The sequence below is a fragment of the Shewanella sp. 5_MG-2023 genome (assembly GCF_030547465.1).
Classification (GTDB): domain Bacteria; phylum Pseudomonadota; class Gammaproteobacteria; order Enterobacterales; family Shewanellaceae; genus Shewanella.
The window spans coordinates 95421-111662 of the sequence record NZ_JAUORC010000018.1 but is presented as its reverse complement, the minus strand read 5'-3'; the positions used below and the strand labels follow the sequence as shown (position 1 = coordinate 111662).

15 protein-coding genes and 2 tRNA genes are annotated in these 16242 nt (G+C 39.5%); 4 read left to right on the top strand and 13 right to left on the bottom strand.

Features of this window, described 5'->3' with window-relative positions:
* Positions 1-2 precede the first annotated feature (2 nt).
* From Q4557_RS12415 to Q4557_RS12405, 3 genes are all read right to left on the bottom strand, one after another.
* Positions 3-76 (bottom strand) — tRNA-Cys (locus Q4557_RS12415).
* An 18-nt stretch (positions 77-94) separates the two neighbouring features.
* Positions 95-170, bottom strand: a tRNA-Gly gene (locus tag Q4557_RS12410).
* A gap of 316 nt (positions 171-486) precedes the next feature.
* A complete protein-coding gene (locus tag Q4557_RS12405; protein WP_076540871.1) occupies positions 487-1923 on the bottom strand; it encodes a glyceraldehyde-3-phosphate dehydrogenase in 1437 nt (478 codons plus the stop codon).
* A gap of 200 nt (positions 1924-2123) precedes the next feature.
* On the opposite strand from Q4557_RS12405, the gene Q4557_RS12400 reads away from it, so the two are divergent.
* Positions 2124-2954, top strand: a complete 831-nt coding sequence (locus Q4557_RS12400; RefSeq protein ID WP_102519548.1) for a DUF2989 domain-containing protein — start codon at positions 2124-2126, stop codon at positions 2952-2954.
* A gap of 235 nt (positions 2955-3189) precedes the next feature.
* A complete protein-coding gene (gene gap / locus Q4557_RS12395) occupies positions 3190-4200 on the top strand; it encodes a type I glyceraldehyde-3-phosphate dehydrogenase (RefSeq protein ID WP_102435407.1) in 1011 nt (336 codons plus the stop codon).
* A gap of 104 nt (positions 4201-4304) precedes the next feature.
* On the opposite strand, the gene nadA is transcribed toward gap, so the two are convergent.
* The 5 genes from nadA to astE all read right to left on the bottom strand — a co-directional run bounded on the left by nadA (position 4305) and on the right by astE (position 10431).
* Complete coding sequence (gene nadA / locus Q4557_RS12390; RefSeq protein ID WP_303413054.1) at positions 4305-5372, bottom strand: quinolinate synthase NadA; 1068 nt, start codon at positions 5370-5372, stop codon at positions 4305-4307.
* A gap of 114 nt (positions 5373-5486) precedes the next feature.
* Positions 5487-7082, bottom strand: coding sequence for a dihydrolipoyllysine-residue acetyltransferase (locus Q4557_RS12385; protein ID WP_303413052.1), 1596 nt, complete (start codon positions 7080-7082; stop codon positions 5487-5489).
* Positions 7083-7091: 9 nt separating this feature from the next.
* Positions 7092-8069 (bottom strand): alpha-ketoacid dehydrogenase subunit beta, encoded by a 978-nt coding sequence (locus tag Q4557_RS12380; protein ID WP_102435413.1) that lies wholly within the window; start codon positions 8067-8069, stop codon positions 7092-7094.
* A gap of 2 nt (positions 8070-8071) precedes the next feature.
* Positions 8072-9250 carry a thiamine pyrophosphate-dependent dehydrogenase E1 component subunit alpha gene (locus Q4557_RS12375; RefSeq protein WP_102435415.1) on the bottom strand — a complete coding sequence of 393 codons (1179 nt, stop codon included), beginning with the start codon at positions 9248-9250 and terminating at the stop codon, positions 8072-8074.
* 149 nt (positions 9251-9399) lie between these two features.
* Positions 9400-10431 (bottom strand): succinylglutamate desuccinylase, encoded by a 1032-nt coding sequence (gene astE / locus Q4557_RS12370; protein ID WP_303413062.1) that lies wholly within the window; start codon positions 10429-10431, stop codon positions 9400-9402.
* 173 nt (positions 10432-10604) lie between these two features.
* On the opposite strand from astE, the gene msrA reads away from it, so the two are divergent.
* Complete coding sequence (msrA, locus tag Q4557_RS12365; protein ID WP_303413050.1) at positions 10605-11084, top strand: peptide-methionine (S)-S-oxide reductase MsrA; 480 nt, start codon at positions 10605-10607, stop codon at positions 11082-11084.
* A gap of 156 nt (positions 11085-11240) precedes the next feature.
* Entirely contained in the window at positions 11241-12194 is a 954-nt protein-coding gene (gene trxB, locus Q4557_RS12360; protein WP_102435419.1) for a thioredoxin-disulfide reductase, read from the top strand.
* Positions 12195-12373: 179 nt separating this feature from the next.
* Here trxB and Q4557_RS12355 read toward each other — a convergent pair whose 3' ends face one another.
* The 5 genes from Q4557_RS12355 to thrS all read right to left on the bottom strand — a co-directional run bounded on the left by Q4557_RS12355 (position 12374) and on the right by thrS (position 16179).
* Positions 12374-12943 carry a GNAT family N-acetyltransferase gene (locus Q4557_RS12355; RefSeq protein ID WP_303413046.1) on the bottom strand — a complete coding sequence of 190 codons (570 nt, stop codon included), beginning with the start codon at positions 12941-12943 and terminating at the stop codon, positions 12374-12376.
* Between the two features lie 99 nt (positions 12944-13042).
* Positions 13043-13402, bottom strand: coding sequence for a 50S ribosomal protein L20 (gene rplT / locus Q4557_RS12350; protein ID WP_076540889.1), 360 nt, complete (start codon positions 13400-13402; stop codon positions 13043-13045).
* An 18-nt stretch (positions 13403-13420) separates the two neighbouring features.
* On the bottom strand, positions 13421-13615 hold the full coding sequence (gene rpmI / locus Q4557_RS12345) for a 50S ribosomal protein L35 (RefSeq protein ID WP_055023949.1): 195 nt from the start codon (positions 13613-13615) through the stop codon (positions 13421-13423).
* Positions 13616-13704: 89 nt separating this feature from the next.
* Positions 13705-14247: a translation initiation factor IF-3 gene (gene infC / locus Q4557_RS12340; protein WP_076540890.1), complete on the bottom strand. Its 543-nt coding sequence runs from the start codon at positions 14245-14247 to the stop codon at positions 13705-13707.
* A 3-nt stretch (positions 14248-14250) separates the two neighbouring features.
* Positions 14251-16179, bottom strand: a complete 1929-nt coding sequence (gene thrS / locus Q4557_RS12335; RefSeq protein ID WP_102435423.1) for a threonine--tRNA ligase — start codon at positions 16177-16179, stop codon at positions 14251-14253.
* Between the last annotated feature and the right edge of the window lie 63 nt (positions 16180-16242).

The window sequence follows — 16242 nt, the reverse complement described above, 5'->3', positions numbered from 1 at the left end:
TGTGGAGGCGCGACCCGGAGTCGAACCGAGGTCGACGGATTTGCAATCCGCAGCATAGCCATTCTGCCATCGCGCCGCAATTCATTTAATGAATTGGAGCGACATATCGGGTTCGAACCGATGACCTATACCTTGGCAAGGTATCGCTCTACCAACTGAGCTAATGTCGCTTTACAGAATCAATAACAAGGTGTTGTCGTTGACTTCGAGATGCATTTTTACTGTTTTAAGCAATTCTGTCAATGAAGTTTTATAGTTTTTTCGTTGTTTTTAGTGCGTTTGTCGCATAAATAAACGCATCGAATAAATATTAACTGAACTTGGTTAAAAGCTATTCAGTATGAAAAATCTTAATTTGAAAAGACTGGGCTATTTCAGCTGAGAATATTCAAAAACTGCAATGTGATAATGGTTTGCTAATAAAAAAGCACTTCAAAGAAGTGCTTTTAATAGGTGAATTGCGCTTAGGCATTAATTAGGTTCTGTTTATGCGCTCGGTAAAGACAAAGTCGTAATACCCAGCATTTTTTGCATAACGCCCACTACCTGACAGCTATAACCAAATTCATTGTCATACCAAACATACAAAATTGCACGTTTACCTTCTGCAATTGTTGCTTGAGAGTCAACAACGCCTGCATAACGCGAGCCCACTAAATCACTAGAAACAATCTCAGTAGATTCAGTAAAATCAATTTGATTACGCAGCTCTGAAGTTAATGCCACATCTTTGAGGTATTCATTTAATTCGTCACGGTTTGTTTCACCGTTTAAATTAACACTAATGATAGCCATTGACACATTAGGTGTAGGTACACGTATCGCATTGCCTGTAAGCTTACCTTCTAGCACAGGTAACGCTTTAGATACGGCTTTAGCAGCACCAGTTTCAGTAATAACCATGTTTAATGGCGCACTACGGCCACGGCGATCAGCACTGTGATAGTTATCAATCAAGTTTTGATCGTTCGTATAAGAGTGAATAGTTTCTACATGGCCATTTTCAATACCGTACTTATCATTAACAGCTTTTAGAACCGGTGTAATAGCATTAGTAGTACAACTAGCAGCAGAAACAATGATGTCTTCTGGTAAAATGTCATTTTCATTGACACCATAAACAACATTTTTAATGGCGCCTTTAGCTGGTGCCGTTAACAGAACCTTACTGGCACCTTTACTCTTAAGGTGCAAACCAAGGCCTGCTTCATCTTTCCAAATACCGGTATTATCAACAACCAATGCATCATTTATACCGTATTGGGTATAATCAACTTCATCAGGTGAATTAGCATAGATTATTTGAATGTAAGTACCATTGGCGATTAATGCGTTGTTCTCTTCATCAACTTCAACTGAGCCATTGAAAGAACCATGCACCGAATCACGACGTAATAAGCTGGCGCGTTTTTCCAAATCGCCTTTCTTGCCACCACGAAGTACAATAGCACGAAGACATAATTTGTTGCTTTGACCGGTTTTTTCGATCATCAGGCGTGCTAATAACCGCCCTATTCGACCAAAACCGTATAACACGACATCTTTAGCGGCAACATCATCTCCAAAATTTATGCCCGCTTCTAAAGCGTGAGTCATATAAGATTGAATTTGTGATGCATCAGAGTGTTCACGCCAGTAATTAATGGCAAGCTTGCCAATATCGACTTTACAATGCTTAACTGACAACTTACTTAACGCTTCTACAAATGGGAAACTTTCGCGTAAACGTAACTTATCGCCAATGTGACGACGAACTAAGCGATGCGCTTTAATAATTTCTATTGTTGATGCGTTTAAAAGTGGTTTACCAAAAATTAAGACTTCAACGCCTTGATTACGGTATAATTTCCCAAGTAAAGGCTGCATAGCCTCAGCCATTTCGAAACGTTCTTGCCAACTTTGTAGGTGTTTATCAGCGCTCATTAAAAAGATCCTTTATCTCATATTTCGGCTTTGTCGCAGAAAGAATTGAGTAACAGAAAGAAAAGACCAATAATCAGATTATTGTAGGGTTATCCCTTATTAGTCGCCGTCATTGTAATGAAATTTGACGCATTTCACCAGTAAGAAATTTTTACTAAACCTGTAATTTTATTAGAAAAAATCACCATGCGGAGCCAGCTTTGAACAAAAGTTTAGTAATAATTACATCATTTTCTTTATTCGCTGCATTATTCGGCCTTTTCGGTTGTGATGTTGGTCGAAATAGTGCCGCCATATGTAAAAAAAATCCTGAACTTTGTGCCGATTTACACCAAGATAGTTGGTGTTTAGTAGAAAAAGGCGACTTAATTCGCAGTCGTTACCAATTAAAGCAGATAGAAACCCCTTCAGGAAAGTTACTCTATGAGCAACTCATCAAGCTTGAGTCTTATAGTAAATGCATCGAACTTGCTGCCGGGGTTAAACATGTTATTAATACTCACCGTACTGAAGATCGAGAACGTGCTTATGCTATTAGTACCCAAAACTTAGCCCAATTAAGAGAATCTACTCAAGATAACCCAGATCTTTATTTGGCTTACTACCGCTGGACCACTTTTAATGATGGTGATTCACGAGATGCTGTCATCGCCGCAGAACAATCTGGTGAAGTTAATGAAGTTTTCATGTTGTCCCACATTGCCAGTTATTATTTAAAAATAAATACCAGCCAATCAAAAGCACTGTATTTATCACTTTTAGCTAACTCAAACGCAGAAACTTTGGATCCAGACTGGCTTTTAGGTTTAGCGAGCATTTATCGACGTGAACAAAATTCACAAAATGAATACTTGTTTACCAAAGCCAATTTGTTGATGAGTGATTATGTGGCTTCTGAGCAGAGGCTTTTAGCCTTAATTGGCAATAATAAAACCTTGGCAGCCCAATTAGACCTCGATGCGCAAATGTTAGTTAATCAACTTTCCTTAGGTCAATTCGATATCAGCCAATTTAAAACGCGAATTGATTAAAAAACTAGCGCGTTATTAACTACAATGAACACATTATATTTTTCACTTATTTGTTGACGACTTACAAAAAAACACAAAAAGTGTGTGATATATTGAATTCTGTAAATAAAATACAGACATTTGACGCTTAAATTGCCATTTTTCGGCTTTTTTACTTGACGAAAATCGTTAATTTGGTAATTTTACTACCACATGATTTACGAAACAGATTTTATAATCACTTGAGGGATATGCAATGACTATCCGTGTAGCAATTAACGGCTATGGCCGTATCGGTAGAAATGTTTTACGTGCGCTTTATGAAAGCGAAAAGGATTACCCAATTGAAATCGTTGCACTCAACGATTTAGGTGATGCTTCAATTAATGCTCACCTTACCAAGTATGATTCAGTTCATGGTCGTTTTAATGCTAAAGTTGATCATGATGATGAAGCTATCTACGTTAATGGCGATAAAATCCTAACTTTCCAAGAACGTGACCCTTCTAAATTGCCTTGGGCAGAGTTGAATGTTGATGTTGTGTATGAATGTACTGGTATTTTCACTTCTAAAGAAGCGGTACAGCCACATTTAACAGCGGGCGCGAAGAAAGTTATTATTTCAGCACCAGGTAAAAATGTTGACGCTACAGTTGTTTATGGCGTAAACAATGACGTACTAACTGCTGACATGACTGTGATTTCAAATGCTTCATGTACAACCAACTGTTTAGCGCCTTTTGCGAAACCGTTGAATGACTCTGTTGGTATTGAATCAGGTTTAATGACTACTATTCATGCTTACACCAATGATCAACGCTTATCAGATGTTTACCACACTGATTTACGTCGTGCTCGTGCAGCAGCAATGTCTATGATCCCAACTCAAACTGGGGCAGCTGCTGCTGTAGGTTTAGTGGTTCCTGAGCTTCAAGGTAAGTTTGACGGTTTAGCTGTACGTGTACCGACAGTCAACGTATCTCTTGTAGATCTCACTTTCCAAGCGTCTCGTGACACCACAGTTGAAGAAATTAACCAGATAGTGGCAGATGCAGCAAAAACTTCACCATTGAATGAAGCGCTTGCTATTAATGTTGAACCTTTAGTCTCTATCGACTTCAACCATAATGCATTTTCTTCTAACTTTGACGCGACTCAAACACGTGTTAATGGTCGACTTGTCAAAGTAATGGCTTGGTATGATAACGAATGGGGTTTCAGTAACCGCATGTTAGATAATACTGTTGCATTAATGACAGCTAAATAATTCATAGCAGTCATTTGACTAATATGAAAAAGCCCTGCAATTGCAGGGCTTTTTATTGTCTGTCATTTAGCTTAGTAATACTAAGCTAAATCTTACAAACTTAATTAGGCGTTGCCTTTTACTTTCATATTAAGGGTTTGAGCAAAATTTAGCATTCTATTAAGTGGCACTAACGCATCATCACGTAAAGCGTCATCAACAAACACTTCATGGGTTGTTTTATCGACACTACTGAGCGATGCTTCAATCGCTTGAAGACCATTCATAGCCATCCAAGGACAATGGGCACAGCTTTTACAAGTGGCGCCATTACCGCCTGTTGGCGCTTCAATAAGTGTCTTACCCGGTGCAGCTTGTTGCATTTTATAAAAAATGCCGCGATCGGTTGCTACAATGAATTGCTGATTGTCCATAGTTTGTGCAGCTTTAATTAACTGACTAGTTGAACCTACAGCATCAGCTAACGCTACCACATTTGCTGGTGATTCTGGGTGAACTAGCACAGCAGCATCTGGATATTGTATTTTTAATTCACGTAAGGCTTTTGCTTTAAATTCGTCATGAACAATACAATCACCTTGCCACATCAGCATATCGGCGCCAGTTTCTTTAGCGATATAACTGCCTAAATGTCTATCTGGGCCCCAGATGATTTTCTTGCCTTCACTATCTAAGTGTTCAACGATTTCAAGGGCGATACTTGATGTAACAACCCAATCTGCACGCGCTTTAACAGCGGCAGAGGTGTTAGCGTAGACCACAACGGTATGATCTGGATGAGCATCGCAAAATGCCGAAAACTGCTCAATAGGACAACCAATATCAAGTGAACAGGTGGCATCTAAAGTAGGCATTAGAATGGTTTTTTCAGGGCTAAGAATTTTAGCCGTTTCGCCCATAAATTTAACGCCAGCAACAATTAACGTTTTAGCAGGATGATCACGACCAAAGCGTGCCATTTCTAAAGAATCAGATACGCATCCACCTGTCTCTTCTGCTAAGGCTTGAATTTCAGGATCAGTATAGTAATGTGCAACAAGAACCGCATTTTGTGCTTTTAAAAGCTGTTTAATTTTTTGTTTATAATCAGCCTTTTCGGCTTCATTTAATACAGCGGGTTTTGCGGGAAAAGGATATTCGATTGAAGCGATATTCGGTGCCGAAGTGATCATTTTGATTCCGAGAAGTTACAACGTTTGAGTATTATACAAAATCGGCCCATAAAATTAAAGGACGCTTTCGCGTCCTTTCGTGTAACTGGGTAACCTATTTTGAAGGTGAAGGAATTAGCGCATGGCTAATAACATCTCTTGAGGTTGTTCCAGATAGAGCTTCCATAAATTACAAAAACGGGCAATGGTGCCACCATCAATTATGCGATGATCGCCAGACCAACTAACTTGCATTATTTTACGCGCTTCAACTTCACCGTTTTCATTAAAGCGCGGTAGAGTTTGCAGTTTACCTAACGCTACAATGGCTACTTCAGGTTTATTGATGATTGGCGTTGCCACTGTGCCACCGAGTGCACCAATATTAGAAATAGAAATCGTGCCACCTTTAAGATCTGCAGGTGAAACGCGGCCACTACGAGCAGCAGTGGTTAAACGAGTAATTTCAGCAGCAACTTCTAGAATAGATTTGTTTTGCACGTCTTTTACATTAGGTACTAACAAACCAACTTTTGAATCAACAGCCATACCTATGTTATGAGAAGCTTTATACGTCAGCTCAGTACACTCGGAATTGACCTGGCTATTCAGCACAGGGAATTCATTGATGGCTAACGACATTGCTTTCATGAAAAATGGCATCATTGTTAGCTTAACTTCATCAGTAGAGTAGCGTTGCTTCATTTCGGCGCGCAAGGCAACTAGATCTGTTAAGTCAAACTCTTCACAATAGGTAAAATGCGGAATGGTCGAAACAGACTCCACCATCATTTTCGCCATAACCGCTTTAACACCTTTGATAGGTGCGACTTTATCAGTAGCGCTTGACACGGTCGTCGCTGGCGTAACTGCTGGGGCTTGGTTATTGACCACAGGAGTAGAAACTGTCGTAGATTTAGGCGTCGCTGCAGTTAAGTGGCTTTCAATATCTTCTTTATAGACACGGCCACTTTTGCCTGTTCCTTTCACATCAGCAATATTGATATCTAAGCTGCGGGCTAAACGTCGCACTGCAGGACTGGCTAATGCTTTGCCTTGTATAACAGGCTCAGGTGAAACATCTAAAGCCACTTGGGTTGCTGGAGCATCATCTACAAGGGTATTTGCTACTGAGGTAGATTCAACTTCGATGGCAAATAAAGGTTCATGTACTTTTGCAAGCTGGCCTTTTCGATAATGAAGTTTAACAATAGTGCCATTTTTTATTGCTGGAATTTGAACCAAAGCTTTGTCTGTCATCACATCAGCAATAGGTTGATCTTCAACCACGCTATCGCCTTCTTCGACTAACCACTCAACCAGTTCACACTCTACAATACCTTCACCAATATCTGGCAATAAAAACTCTTCAATCGCTTTACCTGTAACAGGGGCTTGTGGCGTATTTTGAATCGAGGCATTGCTAGGTGTATGGCTTGAATCATTTTTTACTTCCGCCGCTGTCGAAATGACAAAAGGTTCGGCAGCAGTTGCATCCATATCTACGGCATAAAGTGGTGCATGTACTTTAGCAATATCGCCTTTGGCATAATACAGCTTAGTAATTACGCCACCATGTGGTGCAGGAATTTGCACTAAAGCTTTATCGGTCATGACATCAGCGATGGGTTGATCTTCAACGACTAAGTCGCCTTCTTTAACCATCCAATCGACAAGCTCACATTCAACAACACCTTCACCAATATCCGGCAAAATAAAATCTTTAATCATATCTTGCTCCTAGAAATTAACTGATGCTTTAATGGCTTCGAATGTTTTAAGCTCATCTGGCATGTATTCTTTTTCAAGAATAAGCGGGTATGGTGTATCTAAACCACATACTCGGCTAATGGGTGATTCAAGGCTTAAGAAACATTCCTGCTGAATTGTTGCTGCAATTTCACCAGCAAAGCCACCTGTTAACGGCGCTTCATGGTTTATTAATAACCGACCCGTTTTCTTAACTGAAGCAGCAACGGTTTCTATGTCCCATGGTGCCAGAGTGCGCAAATCGATAATTTCAGATGAAATACCCTCTTTTTCAGCCATAAGCGCTGCTTTTTCAAGGATCTCCATTTGCGCGCCCCAACCTAGTAATGTGATATCAGTTCCTGATTTAACCACTTCTGCTTTACCTAGCTCGATTTCATAATCGCCAGCGGGCACTTCGCCAACTGAAGCACGATAAAGACGCTTAGGCTCAAAGAAAATAATTGGATTAGGGTCACGTATAGAAGCAAGTAACAGCCCTTTTGCTTGCTCTGGGTTACGTGGAATGACAACTTTTAAACCAGGCGTTTGGGTAAAGTACGCTTCTGGAGATTGCGAGTGATAATGGCCGCCTGCAATACCGCCACCATAAGGGGTTCTAAAAGTCAGTCCGCCAACATCAAATTGATTACCACTGCGATATCTGAATTTTGCTGATTCATTAACGATTTGGTCAAATGCAGGGAAGATATAATCAGCGAATTGGATCTCTGCCACAGCAGTCATGCCATTTGAGGCTAAGCCATTAGCAAAGCCAGCAATACCCTGCTCGGTTAACGGTGTATTGAAACAACGATCACGGCCGAATTTTTCTTGTAGTCCAGATGTCGCTCGAAAAACACCACCAAAGTGTCCAACATCTTCACCAAATACCACCATTCTTTCATCCGCGGTCATCGCAATTGATAACGCATCATTAATGGCGTGTAACATGTTCATTTCAGCCACGATTAAATTCTCCCTGCACTTTTAGGATACGACTTAGGATATTTTTTAATATGTTGTTTTAAATCAGCTAATTGTTTCTCTAAAGCAGGTGTTGGTTTATCTAATACATCTGTGATTAACAAGTCGATATGCGGTAAAGCCACTTTTTCTGCCACTTTAACGGCATTAAGTACTTCTTCTCGGTATTGTTCATAAGCTGCAGCATCATCTTTTTCATTTAACCAATCTTTATTGATCATCCAAAGTTTAAAGCGCTTAACAGGATCATGTTGCTCCCACTTAGCTTCTTCTTCTTTTGAACGATAACCCGATGGGTCATCTGAAGATGAATGTGCACCTAAACGGTACGTCATCGCTTCGATGAGTACTGGCGCATTATGTTCTAACGCATGAGCTCGAGCTTGTTGAGTTGCTGCGAGTACCGCAAGCATATCGTTACCATCAACACGAATAGTGTGCATACCATAACCAACACCACGACTGGCAATGCCATTACCTGCAAATTGCTCTTCAGTTGGCGTTGAAATCGCGTAACCATTGTTACGACAGAAAAAGATCGTTGGTGACTTTAAAACTGCAGCCATATTTAGGCCTGCGTGAAAGTCACCTTCTGATGCTGCACCTTCGCCAAAATAACAAATAGCAACGTTACGTTTGCCTTGTAATTTAAAAGCATGTGCAACACCGGTAGCTTGTGGTATTTGAGTCGCTAGTGGTGATGAAATTGTCTGGTAATTTAATTCTTTACTACCGTAATGAATTGGCATCTGTCTGCCTTTACCTAAATCTTTTTCATTACTGAACATTTGATTCATAAATTGTTCAGTGGTAAAGCCACGATATCTAAGTGATGCATGCTCTCGGTATTGCGCCAATATGACATCACCGTCATCAAGTGCAGCAGTACTGCCAATGATAGAGGCTTCTTCGCCAGTACAAGTCATATAAAAACTAATACGACCTTGCCTTTGAGCACTTAACATACGTTCATCTAATACTCGGGTAAAAACACAAGTATCATGTATACGTTCAGCCAAGGCTTTATCAATAACGGGCATGACGGCATTTTCGTAAGTTGTGCCATCAGCTTGTAGAATTTTTAAAATAGGAATGTGCAATGAAGCTTTGTCTAAGAAGCTGACACGATGCACTGTTTCATTAGTCAGTGTTGCGTTGCTCATATTGTGCTCTTGTTATTTGTAGCCTTAAAAATAAAGCGTAATTTATTATATGCGAACGAACATTACGTTAACGTAAACTTACTATCAACTAATGTTCATTCCACTTAGTGAATATCCTGTCATATATAATGTATATTTAGCTTTACAACTTATTGAATTTCTTCATTAGGTGCTGGCACTAAACATAATACTGTACGTTGGCCCACAGGTACATTTTCATTAGGAAAAACGATAGCTTCGTATGGATAAATGACCTTAATCTCAGTGTCACCTTCCGTTGCTAATACATGATTTTGCTTGAACCCAGAAAAATTTACCGTTGTCTTATCAAAGGTGAATTTGAAATCATCAAACTGCTTGTTAATGGAACGAGACACTTTATATAAGTGAAGTTTGTCTTTATCAAAAGGAGCTAGTTCAACTTGTTGTTGAGTTATCAACTGCAAAAGCATCTTTTTAGTATTGGCAAATTTTAACATATCATTCTCGCCAAAAGGCATCACTTTACCCAGTTCGACTGTAAATGCATCGGCTTTGAATTGTTCTGATGAATAATAGCTAAAAGTAGTGGTAGGTTCATGATGGAATAAAATGGTGTCAACATCACAACCCGCTAAAAACATAATTTGATCAGCACTAAAGCTACGTCCAGGCCTGTAAGGATAAATCGCAAATTTCTCATGTTTAGACGGCTTTATCGCGGTGTGTAAGTCGTAATGTATTCGTTGTGAGCTATTATTTTGAAGATAAAAATTAGCTACATATTCCTCTAATTTTTTTGCTCTAACTCTTTCTTTATTTGATAAACCTAAACCGGAAGAATGTGCTCCACTGAACAAACGATTCATATTCTCTTCTACAAAGCGTGTTTGGCTGAGTATGGAATCTGGATTGCCAATTATAAACAGGACTCTTTGTTTTGTAACGATTGTTTCTTTTAATAAATTATTTATGAGTTCGTTACAGATTTCAATAGGTGCTGTTTCGTTACCATGTATGGCACAAGATAAAACAATGTCTTTAGTCGACCCTTGAGCTGGATTAAAACAAATAATCCCGTTATCTAAAATCGTAACTGTTGTTTTATTTGACAATTCAAAGCGCTGTTCTGGCACCTTGTTATTAATGTTAGTTAACGTAAATGCTAAAAAATCTTTGTCATCCATTAATTGTTGAAACACGCTGACTCCTTGATGCGGCTTTAAATATTGAATGGTTTCAAACGGTAGTCGGATTCTATCACATTTAGGGGAAGCTAACGTTAAGTAACATTTAACAGAGTGTAAATCTTTGCTTGCATTATTTATTAGAATAAATATACTTTTAGCCATCTAGACTTCTTTACGGGTATCGTATGACTATAGCAACTTTTGGTGCAGGCTGTTTTTGGGGCGTTGAATATTTTTTTAAACAAATAAATGGTGTAGTTGCAGCACAATGCGGTTATATGGGGGGAAATGACAAATTTCATACCTACGAGCAAGTGAAAGCGGGCGTAACGGGCCATGCAGAAGTGGTACAGGTTGAGTTTGACGAACATATCGTTAGCTATGAAGAGTTGTTGACCGTTTTTTGGCAAAACCACAATCCAACCACTCTAAATATGCAAGGTGGTGATATTGGCAGCCAATATCGAAGCACTATTTTTTTCCACAGCCAAGAACAAAAATTATTAGCAGAGCAATCTAAATTGTTGCTAATTCAAAGTGGTAAATGGGGATTACGACAAATTGTAACTGAAATTGTACCGGTTCAAACCTTTCATCCTGCGGAAGAATATCACCAAAACTATCTAGAAAAGAATGGCTTACCAAGTTGTCATATTAGTTATTAGCATGTAAAAGTCTAATGCGATAACTCCTTGGTGTCTTTTGTGTACGGTATCGATTGCCTCAATCTATATCTTGGAGCAATCGCTACTTTACCCCACCCTGTAAATTCCCTACAATCCATGCAAATTGCTTAAAGCATGTAATGGAGAAATAAAAAAATGAGTCAAGCTCGTCATATTAACCTGTTAATTTTAGGTTCTGGCCCTGCTGGTTATACTGCTGCAGTTTACGCAGCACGTGCAAATTTGAAGCCTGTCATGATCACTGGGATGCAACAAGGTGGTCAACTGACTACGACTACTGAAGTTGAAAACTGGCCAGGCGATGCTAATGGCTTAACCGGTCCAGCATTAATGGCAAGAATGCAAGAACATGCTGAAAAGTTTGATACTGAAATTATCTTTGATCATATTAATGAAGTTGATTTTAGCCAGCGCCCTTACCGATTAAAAGGAGACAATGGTGAGTTTACTTGTGACGCATTAATCATTGCAACTGGTGCATCTGCCAAATATTTAGGCCTTCCATCTGAAGAAGCATTTATGGGCCGTGGTGTATCAGCCTGTGCTACCTGTGATGGTTTCTTTTATCGTAACCAAAAAGTGGCTGTAGTTGGTGGTGGTAACACTGCTGTTGAAGAAGCGCTTTATTTAAGTAATATTGCTTCTGAGGTGCATTTAATCCACCGTCGTGATTCTTTCCGATCAGAAAAGATCCTGATCAACCGTCTGATGGATAAAGTTGCTAATGGCAATATCATCCTACACTTAGATCAAACTCTTGATGAAGTCGTCGGTGACAACATGGGTGTTACCGGTCTTAAAATGAAAAGCACTAAAGATGAGTCAATTTCAGATTTAGAGGTTGCTGGCGTTTTCATTGCGATTGGTCATAGCCCAAACACCGGTATTTTTGACGGTCAACTTGATATGAACTACGGTTACATTACCGTCAACAGTGGCCTTCAAGGTAACGCAACTCAGACAAGTGTTGAAGGCATTTATGCTTGTGGTGACGTAATGGATCAACATTATCGTCAAGCTATTACTTCAGCAGGATCAGGTTGTATGGCTGCGTTAGATGCCGAGCGTTACTTAGACGCACAAAAGTAGAATCGTCACTTTGTAATCTACTAGTTTACACATAGTGAGCTAGTAGCGACAAGCCATCCATTATTGTGATGGCTTTTTTATTGTTTGTATTTTATCGATGTGAATAACACAGGTGAAGGCTGTTGTTTATACAGTTGACCAGTTTTTGTTTAACACTATTACTGCACATTACTCATTTTTTAATGGTTAACTTTCAAACTGTATATTACAACTTCAGTTTTGCCATTAACATCTGAATGAAACTGCTGACAGATAAATTCCATTCCTATTTTCTTTATAATTTTAATTGAACCTAAATTATCCTTATCCGCTATTGCTGTAAAACGTTCAATAATTGGTTGTTCCTCTACCAATAATTTAATCACTGCTTTGGCGCTTTCTGTCGCATAACCTTTCCCCCAAGCTGATTGTTTGAATCGCCAACCAATTTCAAGATTATTAAATTCAGGGGTCTCACTGAAAAAGCCCATGGGCCTAATCAATATCCAACCAACAAAGTTATCACGACGATCAACAGTATCTAGTTCTCGCTTTTCAAACACCTTCCAAAAGCCCCACCCTTTGGATGGCGTTAAATAACTTGCCAAACGTGGTATAGAAATATGTTCTATATCAGATTTTGAGGTAGGTTTTCCGCCGTTTATATATTTCATCACATCGGGATTTTGATCTAGAGCGTAAAGTAAATCGGCATCATCAAGCGTCATAATAGCAATTGATAATCTGTCTGTTGCTAACTGGGTTTTCATAACACCTACTTCCAATAAGTCAAACACAATGGCAAGATTCTAAATTTTAGATATAAAAAAAGGAACCCTAAGGTTCCTTTTTTAAAGAATAATAACTAATTACTTAGCTAAAGCTTCTTTTGCTTTTTCAACTAAAATTGTGAAAACAACTTTGTCGAATACAGCGATGTCAGCCAAAATTTTACGATCGATTTCGATCGAAGCTTTTTTAAGACCGTTAATGAAACGGCTATAAGAAAGACCATTTTGACGAGATGCCGCATTGATACGTGCAATCCAAAGTTGACGGAATTGACGTTTCTTTTGACGACGGTCACGGTAAGCATATTGACCAGCTTTAGTTACTGCTTGAACAGCAACACGGAAAGTACGAGAGCGAGCTCCGTAATAACCTTTGGCTAATTTAAGTACTTTCTTGTGACGAGCACGAGCGGTTACACCACGCTTAACTCTAGGCATTGTTCATATCTCCTTTAATTAAGCGTATGGTAGTTGACGTGCAATTGCTGGCACATCAGACTTAGCTACTAAACATTTAGCACGTAAGTGACGTTTACGCTTAGTGCTCTTCTTTGTCAAAATATGACGTAAGTGTGCCTGTTTGCGCTTGAAACCATTAGCGGTTTTTCTGAAGCGTTTTTGGACACCCTTATCTGTTTTCATTTTAGGCATTGCTAAAACTCCGCATTGGGACATTAATAAAACGTAAGGCGAGCAAAACCCTCAAAAAGGATTTTGCTACTTTTTAATTGGTTGCCCTACTATTTCTTTTTAGGTGCTAGGACCATAACTGCTTGTCGACCTTCCATTTTCGGGAAAGATTCAACAACAGCATATGTTTCCAAATCTGCTTTGATACGGTTCAAAAGATCCATGCCTAAGCTTTGGTGTGCCATTTCGCGACCACGGAAACGCAGCGTAATTTTCGCTTTGTCCCCATCTTCTAGAAAACGAATCAGGTTGCGTAGTTTTACCTGATAGTCGTTTTCATCAGTGCCAGGACGGAATTTAATTTCCTTCAGCTGGACCTGTTTCTGCTTCTTCTTTTGTTCTTTTTGAGCTTTCGCTTTATCAAAAAGGAACTTACCGTAGTCCATAATGCGACAGACCGGAGGCTCAGCGTTAGGACTAATTTCAACCAGGTCTACACCTGCTTCATCAGCTAATTCTTGAGCCTGTGAAATACTTACGATTCCAACAGATTCGCCTTCGATATCCGATAGACGAACTTCTGGTACGCCAGTGATTTCTTCGTTAATACGATTAGGGGCTGGCTGTCGCCCTGCTGCTCTCTTGATCTTTATGACCTATTCCTCCAACAAAATTAGACTACGGCTCGAAATTTGTTTTTGTATCTTGGCAATAAAATCATTGATTTTAATCTTGCCTAAATCGATACCGTCACGTGTTCGTACCGCAACTTCCTTATTTTCTATCTCTTGATCACCAACGACCAATAAATAAGGTACACGCTTTAACGTATGTTCACGTATTTTAAAGCCTATTTTCTCATTCCTCAAGTCTTTAGATGCTCGAATGCCACTTTCTTTGAAAGTTTTAACAATTTCATCTACATAATCAGACTGTTTATCAGTAATGTTCATAACAATTACTTGCACTGGTGCAAGCCATGTCGGGAATTTACCTGCATACTCTTCAATTAGAATACCGAGGAAGCGCTCAAGTGAGCCTAAAATAGCTCTGTGAATCATAACCGGTGTTTGACGAGTGTTATCTTCAGCAACATAGGTAGCACCTAAACGTGAAGGTAACGCATAATCAAGTTGCACTGTACCACATTGCCACGCACGATCTAAGCAATCATGCAAAGTAAATTCGATTTTTGGGCCATAGAACGCACCTTCACCAGGTAAAATATCAAATTCGATATCATTAGCCTTAAGTGCTTTCTTTAATGCTTCTTCAGCACGATCCCACATATCGTCATCACCAATACGTTTTTCTGGACGAGTTGATAATTTAACGACGATATTTTCAAATCCAAACGTACCGTATGTGTCATACACCATTTGAATACATTCACTGACTTGTTCTTGAACTTGGTCATCGGTACAGAATACGTGTGCGTCATCTTGAGTAAAGCCACGAACGCGCATTAGGCCATGTAAAGAACCTGATGGTTCGTTACGATGACAACAACCAAACTCAGCCATTTTTAATGGCAAATCACGGTAAGACTTCAACCCTTGGTTAAAGATCTGTACGTGTCCCGGACAGTTCATAGGCTTAATCGCATATTCACGGTTTTCACTGTTCGTTGTGAACATCGCATCAGCGTATTTGTCCCAATGGCCAGAGCGTTCCCACAAGTTACGATCCATCATTAATGGACCTTTAACTTCTTGGTAAGTGTATTGCCCTAGTTTTTGACGAATAAACTTCTCAAGCTCTAAATATAAGCTCCAACCATCATTGTGCCAAAACACCATTCCTGGCGCTTCTTCTTGCATATGATAAAGGTCTAACTGTTTACCAATTTTACGGTGGTCACGTTTAGCCGCTTCTTCAAGACGGTTTAAATGTACTTTAAGAGCTTTTTTGTCTGCCCAAGCAGTACCGTAAACACGTTGTAGCATTTTATTGTCAGAGTTACCGCGCCAGTATGCACCAGCAACACTCATTAACTTAAAGTTTTGACAGAACTTCATGTTAGGTACATGAGGTCCACGACACATATCAATATATTCTTCGTGATGGTAAAGCGCTGGGGTTGCATCTTTGCTGATATTTTCATCTAAGATTGCAATTTTGTATTCTTCACCACGAGCTTCGAACGTATCACGGGCTTCTTGCCAAGAAACCACTTTCTTAACAACGCTATAATTTGTTTTAGCTAATGCTTGCATACGTTTTTCTAACGCATCGATATCTTCTTGAGTAAGCTTGTGATCTAAATCGATATCGTAGTAAAAGCCATTATCAATAACTGGACCGATTGCCATTTTAGTTTCAGGCCACATTTGCTTAATAGCATGACCTAATAAGTGCGCACAAGAATGGCGAAGGATTTCAACACCCTCTTCATTTTTAGCCGTAATGATTGAAAGTTCTGAATCTGTGGTAATTAAATCACAAGCATCAACGAGTTCACCGTTCACACGACCAGCAATACACGCTTTAGCTAAACCAGGACCGATGTCGGCAGCGACATCTAAAGTAGAAACAGAATCGGCAAACTCACGTTTGCTGCCATCAGGCAAAGTAATAATAGGCATTTCATTTCCTTATCCAGTGGTGACCCACACGTAGGGCCACTTGGTAATTAATATATAAAAGAA